This window comes from Xanthomonas sp. NCPPB 2866 (assembly GCF_041475745.2).
Classification (GTDB): Bacteria; Pseudomonadota; Gammaproteobacteria; order Xanthomonadales; family Xanthomonadaceae; genus Xanthomonas; species Xanthomonas arboricola.
The window spans coordinates 4,623,088-4,640,859 of the sequence record NZ_CM192975.1 but is presented as its reverse complement, the minus strand read 5'-3'; the positions used below and the strand labels follow the sequence as shown (position 1 = coordinate 4,640,859).

Genomic DNA, 17,772 nt, shown 5'->3' with positions numbered 1-17,772 from the left:
CTCTTTATGCCCGGCAGGCCTACCTTGGCACTCCCGCACTGTGGTGCGTTGAGTCGAACACGATGTGTATCCTGATTTTGCAAGGTCCGCAGGCCGATCCGGCGCAGGTGGCGCCGATGCAGCTGCCCGAGTGTGCGGGACGTGCGTTGCGCACGCTGGCGTGTGCCGATGTCGATGGCTTGATTGCCGGCTTGCAGGCCGCCGGTGGCGATGCCGAGGTGGAACTGGTGCTGCTGGATTCGGGTGATCTGGCGCCGTCCGAGCGTGCGCAGGTGCATGCGACCGCATTGCGTGCCGCACTGGATGCGCTGCCTGCGCCCTACATCGAACTGCATACCGATGCGGCGCAGGAGCTGGAGCCGTGGCTGCATCCGCAGCATGCGCCGTTGGCGGTGGTGATTACGCCGCACGATGCATCGCGCGCCTATGCGATGTCGCTGGGTATTGCGGCGCGTTGTCTGCCGTCGCTGTGCGCGCCCTTGCGCGCCGCTGCCTGAGGAAGCCGCCATGTCGATCATGATCGTGCGTGGGCCGGAGGCGGCGATGCCGCTGGTGCGTGGGCCGCAGCCGTTGCCGCGGGCCGTCATTCGGCAGCTCGTGCAATGCGCCGGCGACGCGGGCAAGACGGTGGCCTTGCGTGCCTGCGGGTCGGAGCAGGAGCTGCTGGACGCCTTGCGTGTGGCCGGGCAGGCGCGGATGGAAATCGCGCTGATCGATCCGGGTAGCTGCGTGGACAGTGCGCGCCTGCACCGTGTGCTCAGCGCGTTGCCGTATCCGTTCGTGGAGGCTCACGACGATAGCGTGGACCGTCCGGAGCGTTGCCTGCCGGAGGGGTTCGGGCAACGCATTGCGACGGTGCGCGGTTACTGCGCGCAGAGCTATCTGCTCGGGCTGGAAATTGCGTTGGAACATCTGGGCTGCACGGAGATCCAGGGCGATGTCCACGTCGGTACCTGAGCTGCGCCAGCTGCATTACTTCGCCGACTACGAGGGCTATTGCGACGGTCGGCCGGTGCTGTGGGGGCAACTGGCCCACAGCGTGGACGTGCCTGCCGATGGCGTGCTGGATGCCGCCGGGCTGGTCACCGCGTTGCGCCGCCGTGCGGCGGAGGCGCATGGGCTGGAAGCGGGGCAGATCCGCTTGTGCCAGGTCACGCGGCTGTAGCGACGTGATACACAACGACGCCACCCGAAGGTGGCGCCGTCGTTCTGCCGTGATTGCGCGTCGCTCGACGCAGATCACAGGGGTTGACGCTTACTTGGCCGGGCTGGCCTCCGGCACGAACTTGGTCAGCTGGTTGGCCGTTGCGGCAGTGCCGAAGTTGAAGCGGCCGTAGCCGGCGCCCCAGTACAGCGCACCGTCCACGATGGCCGGCGAGCTGATCACCGAGCCGGTGGCGTCGTGGTTCCACAAGGTAGCGCCGGTGTCGGTATCCAGGGCGACCATATTGCCGGCCATCGAACCGGCGTAGAGCAGGTTCGGCGACACCGTCAGCGAGCCCTGGCCACCGGCCGGCACGTTCGGATTCACGCGGTTGATGCCGGGCACCTTGACCTGCCACTTGATCCTGCCGGTGGCGGCATCCAGCGCTGCCCACGAGCCGCCATTGTGGCTCTGGGTATTCGCAGGCCCCAGCGTATAGGTGGCGTTGGAGCTGTTGTTGATGGCCACATAGACCTGCGACTTGTACGGATCGAACGCAGTGCCCCACTCGACGCCGCCAGTGGTGCCGCCGGGGCCGACCTGGGTCGACCAGACCTTGGCACCGGTCTTGGCGTCGAAGGCCCAGTAGATGCCGCTCTTCTGCCCTGCGCCGACCAGCTGCTGCGCCTTGCCATCGCGCCACACGGTGAACAGCTGCACGCCGGCGCCGCCGAAGTCGTAATCAGGCCCGGTCAGGTTGGTTGCCTGGGTGTTCGGGCACAGGCCATTGGTGGGCGCCACGATGCACGACAGGTTCCAGGCGTCGTAGCCTTGTGCACGGTCGGCCCAGACCAGCTTGCCGGTGTCCAGATTCAGCGAGATCACCGAGTCGACGTAGTTGTCCGGCGCCATGCACGCCAGTTCGTCCTGCACGGTGAGTTCACTGCCGCGATAAGAGCGTGCGTTGGACACGCAGTTGCCCACGCTGGCGGGAATGTTGTAGTTGTTGCCGGTGCCGAAATACAGGCGGCGGTTGATCGGATCGATCGCTACCTGGCCCCACACCGATGCACCGGTATAGCCCTCGGGCACGTTGTAGAACTGCCACACCTTCTTGCCGGTGTTCAGATCCAGCGCCACCACGCTGCCGCGGAAACTGAAGGTGTGGGTCGGGTCCAGGTTGCCCCAGTCGCCGGAGGACACGGGCACGTACACGCGGTTGCCGTAGATCACCGGCGAGGAGGTGATGCGCGCTTGCGGGTTGGCTTCGGCGGTGGTCTTCCACAGCAGCTTGCCGGTCTTCTTGTCGATCGCCAGCACGGTGCCGGCGGCTTGGTCGCCGACGATGATGCTGTTGGCACTGATGGCCGGCGTGTTGCGCGTCACCGAGTTGGCATTGCCGGTGTAGTCGGACAACTTGGCCTGCCAGTTCGGTTTGCCGGTCTGGGTGTCGACGCTATACAGCGTGCCGCCCCAGTCGGGCACATACAACGTTCCACCTTCCACGCTCGGGGTGGCCGAGATGTCGCCGGTGGTGGTCAGGGTCCAGGCCGGCTTGAGGCCTTTGACGGTGGTGCGGTTGATCTTCCACTCGCCCGGCGCAAAGCGCTGATTCAAGTAGCCGCCGCCGGCGGTGGTCCAGCTGGTGGGACTGGCGAACGGCAGCTGATTGCCGAAGCTGCGCCAGATCTGGCCGGAGCGTGCAAAAGCCTGGGTATCCAGCGACGACACCGACTGTTGTGCGGTTGCGGAGCCGGCCTGGGCGAAAGCCACTGCGCTGGCAAGCAGGCAGGGAATGAGCGTCAAACTGCGAAATCGCAAGCGGCGAATTGAATTTGTCATCACGGCATGTCCATAGATGGAAGGAAGCGCTGGATCCCCCCGGATCTGCCGAGTGAAGATGGCCGATTGTGGCGACCGTGCAACACACGCACCTTCCCGCATTCATTCAACGGTCGGGTCCGCTCGCATCTGGTGCCACCAGCTCGAAAAAATTGCGTTCAACGTGTTCGCTATTCGCACAATTGCTGATGATTCATCACGATCGGCGGCCGCTGCGATAGAAAAAATGATTGGCCGCGATGCATGCGTATTTGCATGCAAATCAATGGTCTGCAAAAAGTAACCAGGAAATGTTGCGCCACCTTGTGAGGTTGGCCACGGTGTCGAACACAGCCCCTCTCCCTGCGGGGCGAGAAGGCACGGTTTGCGCGCCACTGGCGCGCGTGCCTTGGAGCGCCCGCGTCGCAAACGCGGGCCGGGGCTCGGAGCGGGGTTGGGGTGAGAGGGTAAGGGGCGAAGCTTCTGTGTCGTCAAAATGCACGAGGCTTCGCACGTCCCCTCATCCGCCCCTTCGGGGCATCTTCTCCCGCTGGGAGAAGGAAACAGCCATGTAGCTGCGCTATCCGGCGCGTTATGCGCTTTGCGGCGAGGGCACGGCGGTGTGCGCTGCAGCGGGAGCGATCAGCGCCAACTGCGCGATCGCATCCTGCACCACCTCCGCCACCGTGGCGTCCACATCCACCGACACCACATCGGCTTCGTCCAGCGGCAATTCCAGGGTCTGCAACTGGCTGTCCAGCAGGCTGGCCGGCATGAAGTGGCCGGCGCGTGCGCTCAGGCGCGCGGCGATCACGTGCGGGGCGGCGTGCAGGAACACGAAGCGGATCGGAATGCCGCTGCGGCGCAGCAATTGACGATGCGTGCCGCGCAAGCCCGAGAACGCGAGCACCACCGACTCGCCTGCCTGTACGCAGTTGCGCAAGGTGGCTGCCAGCAACTCCACCCACGGCAGACGCATCGCATCGGTGAGTGGCTGGCCGGCGGCCATCTGCGCGCGTGCAGCCACGCTGTGGTAGTCGTCGGCATCCAGAAAACGGTAGCTGTAATGCGCTGCCAGCGCCTGCGCGATGGTGGTCTTGCCGCTGCCGGAAACGCCCATCACCACGATGGCCAGGGGCGAAGCGGACGCGGGTGTAGCGGGGGCGGCGGTGTCCATCACGTCAGGTTATATCTCCGGATCGATTCGGCATTTTGCCGGATTTCACGTTGGCGGCAGTCGATGCGTGGTGTAGCGTCGGCGCTCCTCGCCAGGTGAGCGGGCCGCCCAGCGTAACGGCGCGCTCGGCCGGGTTCAACGCACTCCAAGGTCTGCCGATGCCGTCATCGCCTGCAACGTCTCCTGCATCGGCGCGCCTGCGCTGGCGCGAAAAACTGGGCTACGGCGCCGGCGATCTGGGCCTGAATCTGTACTGGGCCAACATCTCGGCGTTTCTGCTGATCTTCTACACCGACACCATGCATCTGCCGGCAGCGGCGGTGGGCACGATGATCCTGTTGACCAAGATCGCCGATGCGATCGCCGATCCGGCGATGGGTGCACTGGCCGATCGCACACGCAGCCGCTGGGGCAAATTCCGCCCGTATCTGTTGTGGGGCGCCGTGCCGATGGCGGTGACCGGCGTGCTCGCCTACACCACGCCTGCGCTGGATCAGAACGGGCGCATGTGGTGGGCCACGATCAGCTTCCTGGTGATGATGCTGGCCTACACGGTGGTGAGCATTCCGTACTCGGCATTGTCCGGCGTGATCACCGCCGACAGCAGCCAGCGCACCAGCTTGATCAGCCTGCGCTTCATCGCCGCGTTCGCCGGCACCACGTTGGTGAATTACTGCACGCTGGATCTGGTGGCCTGGTTCGGTGCCGGCAACGATGCACTGGGCTGGCAGCGCACCATGATGCTGTACGGCGCGGTGGCGGTGGCGTTGTTCGTGACCGTGGCGTTGACCACGCGCGAGCGCGTGCAGCCACCGCCGCAACAGCGCACGCCGATCCGCCGGGATATCGCCGACCTGCTGCAGAACAAGCCGTGGTGCGTGCTGTTCGTGCTGTCGCTGATCATCATGATCACCATTGTCATGCGCGGTGGTGCGGGCGTGTATTACCTCAAGTACTACGTGCAGCGGCCGGACCTGACCGGGCTGTTTCTGGGTGGCTATTCGGTGTCGCTGGCAGTGGGCGCGGCGATCACGCCGTTGCTGACACGGCATTGGGACAAGCGCCAGTTGATGACCGCGCTGATGGCGGTGGTGGGCGTGTTGAGTTGCCTGATGTTTTTCATTCCTGCCGATGCGGTGTGGGCGATCTTCGCGCTGAACATGTTGATCGGGCTGGCACTGGGGCCGAAGTCGCCGCTGGCATTTTCGATGTATGCCGACAGCGCCGACTACACCGAATGGCGCACCGGCCGGCGCGCCACCGCGATGACCTTCGCCGCCGCGACCTTCTCGCAAAAGCTCGGTGGTGCGCTGGCCTCGGCCGGCATCGCCTGGGTGCTGGCGGGCATGGGCTATGTGGCCAACAGCGCGCAGTCAGCCGCCTCGTTGACCGGCATCGTGCTACTGCTGACGGTGATCCCGGGCGCGGTGGCGCTGCTGGCAGCCTGGACCATGCGTTTCTATCCACTCGATGATGGCCTGTTGCGCCGCATCCAACACGAACTGGCCGCGCGCAAGCGCGACGAACAGGAGCACCGCTGACCGTGTCTGCACTCTCCCACGCCGATTCCAGGTCCACGTCCGACGACGATCTGTCCACGTTGCTGGCGCCCAGCGCCGACGGCACGCGTTATGTGCTCTACAGCCCCACCGCAATGCCGAACGCGGGCGGATTCCTGTGGAACCGCCGCATGATGCTGCAGCTGACCTGCCGTGGTTACGCCACCGGGCAGTTCATGCAGCCGGAGCCGGCCAAGTACGCGCATGCGCCACTGCTGGAAGCGCGCAACTTCATGATGCCCGAGCAGCCGTACTACGCGCATCATCCCGGGCGCTTCTTCTATCTCAAGGACGAAGACAGCGGCGCGTTGTATTCGGTGCCGCACGAACCGGTGCGCGCAACGCCGGAACAGTTCGCGTTTTCCGCGGGCAAGCACGATGTGCGCTGGCGGGTGCGTCACGACGGCATCGTGGTGGACCTGTGCGTGGCGTTGCCCACCGACGATGCAGTGGAGCTGTGGGAATGCCGCGTGCATAACCAGTCCGGGCGTACGCGCCGGCTCAGCTTGTACCCCTACTTTCCGATCGGCTACATGTCGTGGATGCATCAGGGCGGCGCTTACGAGCCGGCGCTGGGCGGCATCGTCTGCCGTAGCGTGGCGCCGTACCAGAAGGTGGACGACTATTTCCGTCAGCGCGATTTCAAGGACTGCACCTTCCTGTTGCACGAGCAGCCGCCGGTGGCCTGGGATGCGCAGCAGATGGCCTTCGAAGGCGAGGGTGGCCTGCATGCGCCCTCGGCCATCCAGGCCGAGCAGTTGGGCAACAGCGATGCGCACTACGAGAACCCGGCCGCCGCGTTGCAGTATCGGCTGACGCTGGATGCCGATGCGGCAAACGTCTACCGCTTCGCGTTCGGGCCGGCCAAGGACGATGCGGAGATCGCCGCGCTGCGTGCGCGTTATCTGTCCGAAGCCGGCTTTGCCGCCGCCGCGCGCGACTACGCGCAATATCTGCAGGGCGGGCGGGGTTGCGCGCAGATCGCCACGCCCGATCCGGCCCTGGACAACCTGGTCAACCATTGGCTGCCGCGGCAGGTGTTCTATCACGGCGACGTCAATCGCCTGACCACCGATCCGCAGACGCGCAACTATTTGCAGGACCACATGGGCATGGCCTACCTGCAGCCGGCCACTGCACGTGCGGCGTTGTTGCATGCGCTCTCGCAGCAGGAGCCCAGCGGTGCGATGCCGGACGGCATCCTGCTGGTGGAAGGCGCCGAGCTCAAATACATCAACCAGGTGCCGCATACCGATCACTGCGTGTGGTTGCCGATCTTCCTGAGCGCCTATCTGGCCGAAACCGGCGATGCCAGCGTGCTCGATGCGGCGGTCCGCACGCACGATGGACAGGCGCTCAGCGTGGCCGAGCGACTGGATGCAGCGATGCAGTGGCTGCTGGACGCGCGCGATGCCCGTGGCTTGAGTTTCATCGCGCAGGGCGATTGGTGCGACCCGATGAACATGGTCGGCTGGCGCGGCAAGGGCGTGTCCGGCTGGCTCACCGTGGCCACCGCGTATGCATTGCGGCTGTGGTCGGGCATCTGCGCAGCGCATGGGCGAAGCGCGCAGGCGGAGACGTTTGCGCAGGCCGTGCAGGCGATCAACGCCGATGCCAACCGCGAGCTGTGGGACGGCAACTGGTATGCGCGCGGCATCACCGACGATGGCGTGCGCTTCGGCATCGCCGAGGATGTGGAAGGACGCATCTATCTCAATCCGCAGAGCTTTGCGCTGCTGGCCGGCACCGCCGACAGCGCGCAGCGCGCGGCCTTGCTGGAGGCGGTGCGCGAGCAGCTGCATACGCCGTACGGGCCGGTGATGCTGGCCCCGGCCTACACGCACATGCGCGATGACGTGGGCCGGTTGACGCAGAAGTGGCCGGGCGCCGCGGAAAACGGCGCGGTCTACAACCACGCGGCGGCGTTCTACCTGTACAGCCTGTACCAGATCGGCGAAGCCGACCGCGCCTGGGAGATCCTGCGCGCGCTGCTGCCCGGCCCCACCCGCGAGGACGTGCTGCAGCGCGGCCACCTGCCGGTCTCGCTGCCCAACTACTATCGCGGCGCCTGGCACCAGTACCCGCGCACGGCCGGGCGTTCCAGCCAGCTGTTCAACACCGGCACGGTGGCCTGGGTATATCGCTGCGTGCTGGAAGGGCTGTTCGGCCTGGTCGGCGAAGGCGATGCATTGGCGATCCGCCCGCAGCTGCCCTCGCACTGGCCGCAGGCCCGGGTGACGCGCCAGTTCCGCGGCGCGCAGTTCGAGGTGACGCTGATGCGTGAACCGGGGCGGCGCGACATCGAGGTGCTGGTGGACGGCGAAGCCTGCCCGGACCAGCGCGTGCACGGCATTGTCGCCGGACGCACGTACCAGGTGCAGGTGCGGCTACCGGGCTGAGCGGCGCGCCAGGTGCGGCGCCTGATTGGGGCAACTGCGATAACTGCCAAGCTGGTGTAGGAGCGCGCTTGCGCGCGATAAGGCCTTCCCGCCGGTGCCCTGTCGCGCGCAAGCGCGCTCCTACGGACGATGAGGCTTTCCCGCCGGTGCCCTATCGCGCGCAGGCGCGCTCCTACGGGCGATGAGGCTTTCCCGCCAGTGCCCTGTCGCGCGCGAGCGCGCTCCTACGCACGTGCGGCCAGGCGGGCTGTTCCCCACTCCCGATTCCCCACTGCGTAAACTCCCCGTTCGCATTGGCCTAGGAACGCCCCTTGGTATCAAGCTGGATCCTGCTGCTGGTCTCCGTCGGCTATGCCGTGCTGCTGTTCGGCGTGGCCTGGTGGGGCGACCGTCGTCCGCTGTACCCGGAGCGGCCGTGGCTGCGGCCGGCGGTCTACAGCCTGGCGCTGGCGGTGTACTGCTCGTCGTGGACCTTCTACGGCGCGGTCGGCTCGGCGGTGCGCAACGGCATCGGCTATCTGCCGATCTACCTGGGCCCGCTGCTGCTGCTGCTGTTCGGCTGGCGCATCATCGAGCGGCTGGCGCTGATCGCACGCGCCGAAAACACCGTCTCCATCGCCGATTTCATTTCCTCGCGCTATGGCCGCTCGCGGCGGCTGGCGGCGCTGGTGGCGGTGATTGCGCTGGTCGGCATCGTTCCGTACCTGGCGCTGCAGTACAAGGCGGTGGCGATGAGCCTGGAGGTGCTGACCGGGCATAGCAGTGCCGGGCGCGGCATCCTTGCCGATCCGGCGTTGTACGTGGCGCTGTTGATGGCCTTGTTCGCCACCTTGTTCGGCACCCGCCAGGTCGATGCCACCGAACACCACCGCGGCATGATGCTGGCGATCGCGCTGGAGTCGGTGATCAAGCTGATCGCCATCGTCGCGGTGGGCCTGTTCGCCTGGGTGTGGCTGAGCGACCACCAGGTGCCCATCGCCGACTCGGCGCGCACCTTGTTCGAGCACACCCCGTCGGTGGGCTTCATTTCGCAGACCTTGCTGAGCTTCCTGGCGGTGATCTGCCTGCCGCGCCAGTTCCATGTGGCGGTGGTGGAATGCAGCGACGTCGGCGACATCCGTCGCGCGCGCTGGTTGTTCGGTGCGTACCTGGTGATCATCTCGGCGATGGTGGTGCCGATCGCATCGGCCGGCGTGGCCTTGTTCGGCAAGGGCAGCACGGTGGTCGACGACGCGGTGGTGCTGGCGCTGCCGCTGAGCCAGGGCAACACCGTGCTGGCATTGGTGGCCTATGTGGGCGGGTTCTCGGCCGCCACCGGCATGGTGATCGTGGCCAGCATCGCGTTGGCCACCATGGTCAGCAACGACCTGGTGATGCCGGTGCTGCTGCGCCGCCGCGGCAGCGCCGATGCGCGCGCGGCGGTGGCCTCGCGGGTGTTGTGGATCCGCCGCGTCGCCATCCTGTTGCTGGCACTGATCGCCTACGGCTACCACCGCAGCGTGGCCAACGACACCACCTTGGCGGCCTACGGCCTGATGGCCTTTGCGGCGGTGGCGCAGTTCGCCCCCGGCGTGATCGGCGGGTTGTACTGGCGCGGCGCCAGCCGCAAGGGCGTGGAGACCGGCATGGTGCTGGGCTTCATGACCTGGATCTACACGCTGCTGCTGCCGGCCGCCACGCGCGCGGGATGGTTGCAGCCGGACTGGCTGGTGGACGGGCCGTTCGGCATCGCCTGGTTGCAGCCGCAGCAGCTGTTCGGCATGCGCGGCTGGGACCCGCTGGCGCATGGCACGTTCTGGTCGCTGCTGATCAATGTCGGCGCGATGATGCTGGTCTCCGCACGCTGGCGCCCCGGGGTGGACGAACGCCTGCGCGCCGCGCCCTTCCTGGACCCGTACGCACAGCGGCCGGCGGTGGCCGGCGACTGGCCCGGGCATGTGCGCGTGGCCGACCTGCAGGCCCTGGCCGAGCGCGTGGTGGGCGAGCGGCATGCGCACCGCGCCTTCGTCGACCAGGCGGTGCTGCTGGAGCGCGAGCTGCAACCCACCGTGGTGGCCGACCGCGCCTGGGTGCAGTTCACCGAACGCCTGCTGGCCGCCTCGATCGGCGCGGCCTCCGCACGCCTGGTGCTGACCAGCCTGTTGCGCGGCTCGGGCATGGACCTGGGCGAGGTGGTGGCGGTGCTGGACGAGGCCGGCCAGGAGCTGCGCTTCAATCGCGAGATCCTGTCCACCACGCTGGAGAACATCAGCGCCGCGGTCAGCGTGGTCGACCCGGAGATGCGCCTGACCGCGTGGAATCGCCGCTATCAGCAGCTGTTCGGCTACCCGGACGGCATGCTGTATGTCGGCCGCCCGGTGGCCGATCTGATCCGCTACAACGCCGAGCGCGGCGAGCTGGGCGAGGGCGATATCGAAGATCAGATCGATCGCCGTATCCGCCACATGCGCGCCGGCTCGCCGCATGTATTCGAGCGCACCCGCAGCGACGGCAAGGTGATCGAGATGCGCGGCCAGGCGCTGCCCGGCGGCGGTTATGTCACCAGCTACAACGACATCACCGACTACAAGCGTGCCGAACGCGCGCTGCTGGACGCCAACGAGAACCTGGAGCAGCGCGTGGCCGACCGCTCGCGCGAGGCCGAGCTGGCGCAGCAATCCAAGACGCGCTTTCTGGCCGCGATCAGCCACGACGTGTTGCAGCCGCTCAATGCCGCGCGGCTGTTCGCCTCGGCGCTGCGCGAGAGCCATCAGAACAACGAGGAACAACGCCATCTGGCCGAGCGCGTGGATGCCTCGCTGCGTGCGGCCGAGGAGTTGCTCGATGGCCTGCTCGACGTCTCGCGGCTGGATGCCGGCGGCCTGCGGCCCACGGTCGAGGATTTCGATGCCAGTGCGCTGATGCACGAACTGGCCGCGCAATACGCGCCGGTGGCCTCCAGCCGCGGCCTGCAGCTGCAGGTGCATTGCCGCCCGTTGTGGGTGCGCAGCGACCGCCGCCTGCTGCGCCGGGTGATGCAGAACTTCCTCGCCAATGCGCTGCGCTACACGCGCCAGGGCCGCATCGTGCTGGGCATGCGCGGACGCGGCGCGCACGTGGAGCTGCAGGTGTGGGATACCGGCCCGGGCATTCCCGAGCACCACATGCGGCAGATCTTCGAAGAATTCCGCCGCTATCAGCAGCCGTTCGACTGGGGCGAGCAGGGCCTGGGGCTGGGCCTGTCGATCTGCCAGCGCATCTCGCGCCTGCTCGACCACGACCTGAGCGCACGCAGCCAGGTCGGCCGCGGCAGCATGTTCTCGATCCTGCTGCCGCGCGTGGCGGCGGTCCCGCTGCCGCCGGTGCTGCCGGTGGCCGTTGCACGTGCGCTGCCCAGTGGCGATTCACTGGCAGGCCTGCGCGTGCTGTGCGTGGACAACGACCGCGAGATCCTCGACGGCATGCGTGCGCTGCTCGGTCGCTGGCAGGTGGAGGTGATCACCGCCAGCACCGTGGATCAGGCGCTGGAGCGCGCGCGCGAACAGCCGGATCTGATGCTGGTGGATTACCACCTGCACGACCGGCTCGATGGCCTGGACACGCTGGATGCGCTGCAGGCGGTCGCCACCGCGCCGATTGCCGGTGCCCTGCTCACCGCCGACGGCCGCGACGAACTCAAGCAGCTCGCACGTGCGCGTGGCTATCGCCTGCTGACCAAACCGGTGAAGCCGGCCTCGTTACGCGCGTTCCTGAGCGCGCATCACGATGCGAAAACGCGCTGACCGATGCGACTGCAGCGTAGGAGCGTGCCTGCGCGCGACGAAGCTTTATCGGTAACGCCCGGTCGCGCGCAGGCACGCTCCTACGATGGATGGCGCTTACGCTGCGCCGCTCAGGTGTTCGTAGAGGATGACGCTGCCGACGATCACCAGGATCAAGCCGCCGAGGATCTCGGCGCGCTTGCCAATCAGGTTGCCGAGCACGCGGCCCAGCATGACGCCTGCGGTGACCATGCTGAAGGTGCACAACCCGACCACCACTGCCACCACGCCGATATGCACGTCCAGGAACGCCAGGCTCACGCCGACCGCCATCGCATCGATGCTGGTGGCAAAACCGGTGGTGGCCAGGGCGAGCAAGCCATGCCGTTTCGGCGTCTCGGACGTTGCTTCGTCAGCGTCGTCCGCATCGCTTCGCAGCCCCGCCACGATCATGTGCGTGCCCAGCGCACCGAGCAGCACGAAGGCGATCCAGTGGTCGTAGTCGGACACATAGCTGGACGCGGCGCGCCCCAGCAGCCAGCCGATCACCGGGGTGATCGCCTCGATGCAGCCGAAGATCAAGCCGGCGCGTAGCGCATCACGCCACTGCGGCTTGCGCATCGCCGCGCCTTTGCCGATCGCCGCGGCAAACGCATCGGTCGACATCGCGAAACCGATCAAAACAATGGAAAAAGGGGACATCGACATTCTCGGGTTGGGCACGGTCACAACGACATGCGCCCGCGCCAACCGTCGTCGTGCACGCATGCCGCTGGTCTCGCCAAACCGGAACTGGTTGCCTGCACCACGGCGCAACGGCCGAGTATGTTGATGCAGGCGCTTCCGACGATGCGAAAGCAGGCTACTCCCCAAGGGGCGCGCAGTGTACCAACGCATGGCCGCGTTCGGTGCGTCTGCCGCGCACGCGAAGGTCGGTCTGATCTTTATAGCCGTGGCTATTGCGAGCAGGGGTGACGCGGTTTTTGCCTTGTTTTCAGGCGTCAAAGCCAGACAGGCATGTCCACGCAACGGCGCGATGCGGCACCCGATAGCCTTGGCTATAGCGACGAACGGTCTGCATGCCGGTGACCCAGGCAGCGAAAAAGGCCGGGAAAGCCGCTGATGTGGGGTGTGCTGCAAGCAGTGCGAGTGGAAACGTCATGTCTGGCTGCGCGTGCGTGAGCCAGCGGCTGCGTCGTGCTGTCTTTCCAGACGTCGTGCAGGAGTGCAGCGATCGGCAACGATGCCGCGATCTCCATGGCGTCTCGATTTGCACGGCTTGCGATGCCGCAGGTGCTACTTAAGCGGTTCGGGTGGACGGCGATGGCCAGGCTGCCATCGCAGCGCTGCGGAACGAGCGCGCTGCGCTCCACGCACAGGGCCGGCCGCGCTGCGGGAGGACCGCAGAAGTCAGCCTTCGGAAGCGAGCAACAGAAACACCAGCGCCGACGCAGACTCCCGGCGCGGGCTGCGGCTACATCAACGCGGCGGAAATCTCCGCCGTCGCCGCACACAGGGCCTGCAAGGCCGCGTGCGGGCCGACCAGCTCCGGGCGGCGCGCGATGAAGGGAACGGTGAGCGTATAGGTCGCACTGCCGCGTTGCAGGATCGGTGCGGTCAGGTCGACCACGCCCACCACCGCTTCGCTGGGTTGCATGGCGTAGCCATCGTTGCGGGCCTGCGCGGCGGCGGCGAGGAACTGCGCACGCTCGAACGGCACTTCGCTGGCGTCGAGCATGTCCAGCCAGCGCGCCTGCACCTCTGGCTGCTGGAACGCGAACAGCACCAGCCCGGAGCTGGAATGGGTCAATGGGCGGCGGTGGCCCGGGCGCACCACCAGGCCCAGGTCGCTGGGCACGTCCATCTGCGCGATCACCACGATCTGGTCGCCGGACGGCGCCACCAGGTGGCAGGGCTGATAGATCGCATCGGCCAGCCGGCGCATCACCGGTAGTGCCGCTTCGCTGATGCTCTGCACCTGCGGCTGCTGCATGCCGAGCATGAACAACCGATTGGTCAATACATAGTCGCCCTCGCCGTCGCGGGTGAGATAGCCGCGCTCCTCCAGCACCTGCAGCATGCGGAAGATCTCCCCGCGCGAGCGGCCGATGCCCTGCGAGATCGCGCCCATGCTCATCGGCTGCGCCTGGCGGGCGAGCAGCTCGAGGATGTCCAGGCCCTTGTCCAGGGCGGGGGCGCGGTACTTGGCGGGTTCGGTGCTCATCCGTTTGCGGCTCCAGGCAAGGCTGCGGCGCGCCAGGGTACAGGCATCGCGGGCTGCGGTGAGAAGTGGCGCTTGCGTGCAAATATAAACAAAGATTTTATATTTGCATGGCGCTGGCGTGCGCAGTACGCTCGCCGCACAGCAACGCAAGCGCCACAGCCTTGGGAGGGGATCGGTCGCATGCATCACAGTGACATTGCCGCGTCACCGCGCGGCAACCTGGCGCGTACCGCCATGGTTCCCCTGTTGTTGATCGTGAGCCTGTTCTTTTTGTGGGGCATGGCCAACAACCTCAACGACATCCTGATCAAGCAGTTCAAGAAGGCCTTCGAGCTGACCGACCTGCAGGCAGGTCTGGTCCAGAGCGCGTTCTACCTGGGCTATTTCGTGTTCGCGATGCCGGCGGCGATGTTCATGCGCCGCTACAGCTACAAGGCGGCCGTGGTGCTGGGCCTGCTGCTGTATGCGTGCGGCGCGTTCCTGTTCTATCCGGCCGCGCAGGTGCATACCTACTGGCTGTTCCTGCTGGCCTTGTTCGTGATCGCCAGCGGCCTGGCCTTCCTGGAAACCACCGCCAACCCGCTGGTGACCGTGCTCGGCCCGGCAGAAGGCGCAGCGCGGCGGTTGAATCTGGCCCAGGCATTCAACCCCTTGGGCTCGATCACCGGCGTGCTGGTCGGCCAGCACTTCATCTTCTCCGGGGTGGAGCACACCCCGGCCGAGCTGGCGGCAATGGCGCCAGCCGCGCGGGAGGCGTTCTTTGCCGCCGAATCCTCAGCCGTGCAGACGCCCTATCTGATCATCGGTGCCGTGGTGGTGCTGTGGGCGATCCTGATCGCGCTGGTGCGCTTTCCCACCGGCGCGCCGGAGAGCGATAGCGGCGTGGCGCCCAAGCGTGCACGCTTCGGCGAACTGCTGCGCAATCGGCGCTTCATGTTTTCGGTGGTGGCGCAGTTCTTCTACGTGGGTGCGCAGGTCGGCATCTGGAGTTATCTGATCCGCTATCTGCAGGATGCGGTGCCGGGCACGCCGGAAAAAACCGCCGCCACCTACCTGACCATCTCGCTGGTGCTGTTCATGGCCGGCCGCTTTGTCGGCACCGCGCTGTTGCGCTATCTGGCGCCGGCCAGATTGCTGGCGAGTTTTGCGACGATCAATCTGGTGTTGTGCGCCGTTGCCATCGCGTTGCCGGGTTGGACCGGCTTGTACGCGCTGGTGGCTGCCAGCGTGTTCATGTCGGTGATGTTCCCGACCATCTTTGCGCTGGGCCTGGATGGCATGCATGACGATGCGCGCAAGCTGGGCTCGTCGCTGCTGGTGATGTCCATCATCGGTGGCGCGCTGCTGACGGCGGTGATGGGCGCGGTGTCGGACATGGCCGGTATCCACTGGGCGATGGTGGTACCGGGTGGGTGCTTTGCGGTGATCCTGCTGTTCGCGTTGCGTGCGCGCCACGCTGCGCCGGTGGTTGCAGGAGTGGGCGCATGAGCACGCGGCGTCTGTGTTATGTGCTGGATCTGCACGACGATCCGCAGTTGATCGCCGAGTACGAGCGTTGGCATCGGCCCAGCGAGGTCTGGCCGGAAGTGGTGACCTCGCTGCAGCAGGCCGGCATCCAGGAGCTGGAGATCTTTCGCAGTGGCGACCGCCTGGTGATGCTGATGGAGGTCGACGACGACTACGATCCGGCAGCCAAGGCGGCGCGGGATGCAGCCGATCCGCGCATCCAGGCCTGGGAAGACTTGATGTGGCGGTTTCAAAAGCCGTTGCCTGGCAGTGCGCCGGGAGAGAAGTGGCGCGAGGCCGGGCAGATCTTTGCCTTGAGTGCGGCGGTTGAAGCGGGGCAGGGGTAGGGTGTTGGCCTAAGTTTTTTGCGGATGTGTTGGCCCCGCAGTGGGGCGCTGGTCTTGGGTATCTTGCCGCTGCCGCCGGGCGTCGAAACAGGTGTCTTTTGCGGGCGCAGCGTGAGTGGCGCAGCGCAGGCGTGACAGCTGCATCGCAGATGCGCCAGGCAGAAGCGGCTTCGGTCGCGATCGGGCAATCGGGAAAGCCTGTCGCGGCTTGAGCCGCTCCTACAACACATCCTACGATTAGGTGATGCGTTGGATTAGGCCTTTGCCGTGGCCAGGTCTTCGACCCAGAAACGGCCGTCGGGATAGCTGAATTCTGCGATGGAGGCCGGGTGCATTTCGGCGGAGAAGCCGGCGGCTTGCGGGGCCAGGTAGCGGCCGTGCTGGATGCGCACCGGGTCCAGGAAGTGCTGGTGCAGGTGGTCGACGAATTCGATCGCGCGGTCTTCCATCTTGCCGGTGATGGCGACGAAGTCGGCCATGGCCAGGTGTTGCACCAGTTCGCACAGGCCGACGCCGCCGGCATGCGGGAACACGCGGATGTTGAACTTGGCGGCCAGCAGCAGGATGGCGAGGTTTTCGTTGACGCCGCCCACGCGCGCGGCGTCGATCTGGATCAGGTCCACCGCACCGGCCTGCAGCAGCTGCTTGAACACCACGCGGTTCTGGGTGTGCTCGCCGGTGGAGACCGGCACCGGGGTGATGCCCTGGCGGATCGCGGCGTGGCCGAGCACGTCGTCCGGGCTGGTCGGTTCCTCGATCCAGGCGATGTCGAATTCGGCCAGCTGGCGCATCCAGTCGATCGCCGGGCCCACGTCCCAGCGCTGGTTGGCATCCACCGCCATCGCGATGTCCGGGCCGATCGCCTCACGCGCCAGGCGGCAGCGGCGGATGTCGTCCTGCACGTTGGCGCCGACCTTGAGCTTGATGGTGCGGAAGCCATCGGCGACGGCTTCTTTTGCCAGCCGCACCAGCTTTTCGTCGGAGTAGCCGAGCCAGCCGGGCGAAGTGGTGTAGGCGGGATAGCCCTGTTCGATCAGCGTGGCGATGCGCTGCGCACGCTGCGGTTGCGCATTGCGCAGGATTGCCAGCGCTTCGTCGCGGGTGAGCGCGTCGGTGAGGTAGCGGAAGTCGATGGTATCGACCAGCTGTTCCGGGCTGAGCTCGGCGATGTAGCGCCACAGCGGCTTTTTCGCCGCGCGTGCGGCCAGGTCCCAGGCGGCGTTGATCACCGCGCCGATCGCCATGTGCATCACGCCCTTTTCCGGGCCCAGCCAGCGCAGCTGCGAGTCGTTGGTGAGCCGGCGCGCGAACGCGCCCAGATCGGCAATGACCTCATCGACCGACAGGCCGACCACGTGCTCGGCCAGTGCGGCCACCGCGGCGGTCTGTACATCGTTGCCGCGGCCGATGGTGAACACCAGGCCGTAGCCGGCCAGGTCATCCGGCGCATCGGTGCGCAGCACGACGTAGGCGGCCGAGTAATCCGGATCCGGATTCATCGCATCCGACCCATCCAGCTCGCGCGAGGTGGGGAAGCGGACGTCGTGGGTGTCGAGGGCGATGATGGTGCTCATGGAAGTCCTGGGCGATGGAAACGGGAATAAAACGCGCGAAATAAAACGGAAACGGAAACGGAGAACGGAAACGGAGACGGGCGCCGGAGCCCCTCTCCCCCGGGAGGGGGTGAGGGTACGGACGCGAAGCGCCGACTGTATTGAAGCGCTGCAGGTACGCATGCGTTTGCAACACAGATCAACGAACAACACAGATCAACGCATCACTGCGCGACCAACTGCGTGTGGATACCAACGCGCGACAGCACCTGGAAGTTCAACGCCCCCGCACATCGCTTGAA

General features: G+C 66.5%; 13 protein-coding genes and 1 riboswitch. Of the genes, 8 read left to right on the top strand and 5 right to left on the bottom strand.

What is annotated here, in order from left to right:
* The first annotated feature begins 62 nt into the window (after positions 1-62).
* From ACCQ04_RS19720 to ACCQ04_RS19710, 3 genes are read left to right on the top strand one after another with little or no spacing between them, the layout of a single operon-like run.
* Positions 63-497: a hypothetical protein gene (locus ACCQ04_RS19720; protein WP_102584138.1), complete on the top strand. Its 435-nt coding sequence runs from the start codon at positions 63-65 to the stop codon at positions 495-497.
* A 10-nt stretch (positions 498-507) separates the two neighbouring features.
* Complete coding sequence (locus ACCQ04_RS19715; protein WP_046345097.1) at positions 508-957, top strand: 3-dehydroquinate dehydratase; 450 nt, start codon at positions 508-510, stop codon at positions 955-957.
* Complete coding sequence (locus ACCQ04_RS19710) at positions 938-1,165, top strand: hypothetical protein (RefSeq protein WP_016903869.1); 228 nt, start codon at positions 938-940, stop codon at positions 1,163-1,165. The genes ACCQ04_RS19715 and ACCQ04_RS19710 overlap by 20 nt, the downstream gene beginning before the upstream one ends.
* 90 nt (positions 1,166-1,255) lie before the next feature.
* On the opposite strand, the gene ACCQ04_RS19705 is transcribed toward ACCQ04_RS19710, so the two are convergent.
* Entirely contained in the window at positions 1,256-2,986 is a 1,731-nt protein-coding gene (locus tag ACCQ04_RS19705) for an outer membrane protein assembly factor BamB family protein (protein ID WP_104543512.1), read from the bottom strand.
* 571 nt (positions 2,987-3,557) lie between these two features.
* Positions 3,558-4,142, bottom strand: a complete 585-nt coding sequence (locus tag ACCQ04_RS19700; protein WP_226427878.1) for a gluconokinase — start codon at positions 4,140-4,142, stop codon at positions 3,558-3,560.
* A 158-nt stretch (positions 4,143-4,300) separates the two neighbouring features.
* Here ACCQ04_RS19700 and ACCQ04_RS19695 point away from each other — a divergent pair, with 158 nt between their 5' ends.
* The 3 genes from ACCQ04_RS19695 (at position 4,301) to ACCQ04_RS19685 (ending at position 11,861) form a co-directional block, all read left to right on the top strand.
* On the top strand, positions 4,301-5,683 hold the full coding sequence (locus ACCQ04_RS19695; protein ID WP_046345094.1) for an MFS transporter: 1,383 nt from the start codon (positions 4,301-4,303) through the stop codon (positions 5,681-5,683).
* Positions 5,684-5,685: 2 nt separating this feature from the next.
* Positions 5,686-8,100 (top strand): GH36-type glycosyl hydrolase domain-containing protein, encoded by a 2,415-nt coding sequence (locus ACCQ04_RS19690; protein WP_372358604.1) that lies wholly within the window; start codon positions 5,686-5,688, stop codon positions 8,098-8,100.
* Positions 8,101-8,411: 311 nt separating this feature from the next.
* Positions 8,412-11,861, top strand: a complete 3,450-nt coding sequence (locus tag ACCQ04_RS19685) for a hybrid sensor histidine kinase/response regulator (protein ID WP_102252873.1) — start codon at positions 8,412-8,414, stop codon at positions 11,859-11,861.
* A 96-nt stretch (positions 11,862-11,957) separates the two neighbouring features.
* Here the strand turns inward: ACCQ04_RS19685 and ACCQ04_RS19680 are convergent, their stop codons facing one another.
* Both ACCQ04_RS19680 and ACCQ04_RS19675 read right to left on the bottom strand, forming a co-directional pair.
* A complete protein-coding gene (locus ACCQ04_RS19680) occupies positions 11,958-12,542 on the bottom strand; it encodes a manganese efflux pump MntP (RefSeq protein ID WP_046346108.1) in 585 nt (194 codons plus the stop codon).
* A 12-nt stretch (positions 12,543-12,554) separates the two neighbouring features.
* Positions 12,555-12,717: riboswitch (yybP-ykoY riboswitch) on the bottom strand.
* A 597-nt stretch (positions 12,718-13,314) separates the two neighbouring features.
* Entirely contained in the window at positions 13,315-14,064 is a 750-nt protein-coding gene (locus ACCQ04_RS19675) for an IclR family transcriptional regulator (protein WP_016901778.1), read from the bottom strand.
* A 180-nt stretch (positions 14,065-14,244) separates the two neighbouring features.
* On the opposite strand from ACCQ04_RS19675, the gene fucP reads away from it, so the two are divergent.
* Together fucP and ACCQ04_RS19665 are read left to right on the top strand one after the other, a co-directional pair.
* Positions 14,245-15,552, top strand: a complete 1,308-nt coding sequence (gene fucP / locus ACCQ04_RS19670; RefSeq protein WP_372358603.1) for an L-fucose:H+ symporter permease — start codon at positions 14,245-14,247, stop codon at positions 15,550-15,552.
* Positions 15,549-15,917: an L-fucose mutarotase gene (locus ACCQ04_RS19665; RefSeq protein ID WP_372358602.1), complete on the top strand. Its 369-nt coding sequence runs from the start codon at positions 15,549-15,551 to the stop codon at positions 15,915-15,917. Before fucP ends, ACCQ04_RS19665 begins: the two co-directional genes overlap by 4 nt.
* A 254-nt stretch (positions 15,918-16,171) precedes the next feature.
* On the opposite strand, the gene ACCQ04_RS19660 is transcribed toward ACCQ04_RS19665, so the two are convergent.
* On the bottom strand, positions 16,172-17,491 hold the full coding sequence (locus ACCQ04_RS19660) for an L-fuconate dehydratase (protein ID WP_024937583.1): 1,320 nt from the start codon (positions 17,489-17,491) through the stop codon (positions 16,172-16,174).
* Positions 17,492-17,772: the final 281 nt, after the last annotated feature.

Bases quoted from the DNA above. Each gene is read 5' to 3' on its own strand.
- ACCQ04_RS19720 (WP_102584138.1), top strand. From the start codon at position 63: ATGTGTATCCTGATTTTGCAAGGTCCGCAGGCCGATCCGGCGCAGGTG.
- ACCQ04_RS19715 (WP_046345097.1), top strand. From the start codon at position 508: ATGTCGATCATGATCGTGCGTGGGCCGGAGGCGGCGATGCCGCTGGTG.
- ACCQ04_RS19710 (WP_016903869.1), top strand. From the start codon at position 938: ATGTCCACGTCGGTACCTGAGCTGCGCCAGCTGCATTACTTCGCCGAC.
- ACCQ04_RS19705 (WP_104543512.1), bottom strand. From the start codon at position 2,986: ATGACAAATTCAATTCGCCGCTTGCGATTTCGCAGTTTGACGCTCATT.
- ACCQ04_RS19700 (WP_226427878.1), bottom strand. From the start codon at position 4,142: ATGGACACCGCCGCCCCCGCTACACCCGCGTCCGCTTCGCCCCTGGCC.
- ACCQ04_RS19695 (WP_046345094.1), top strand. From the start codon at position 4,301: ATGCCGTCATCGCCTGCAACGTCTCCTGCATCGGCGCGCCTGCGCTGG.
- ACCQ04_RS19680 (WP_046346108.1), bottom strand. From the start codon at position 12,542: ATGTCCCCTTTTTCCATTGTTTTGATCGGTTTCGCGATGTCGACCGAT.
- ACCQ04_RS19675 (WP_016901778.1), bottom strand. From the start codon at position 14,064: ATGAGCACCGAACCCGCCAAGTACCGCGCCCCCGCCCTGGACAAGGGC.
- fucP (WP_372358603.1), top strand. From the start codon at position 14,245: ATGCATCACAGTGACATTGCCGCGTCACCGCGCGGCAACCTGGCGCGT.
- ACCQ04_RS19665 (WP_372358602.1), top strand. From the start codon at position 15,549: ATGAGCACGCGGCGTCTGTGTTATGTGCTGGATCTGCACGACGATCCG.
- ACCQ04_RS19660 (WP_024937583.1), bottom strand. From the start codon at position 17,491: ATGAGCACCATCATCGCCCTCGACACCCACGACGTCCGCTTCCCCACC.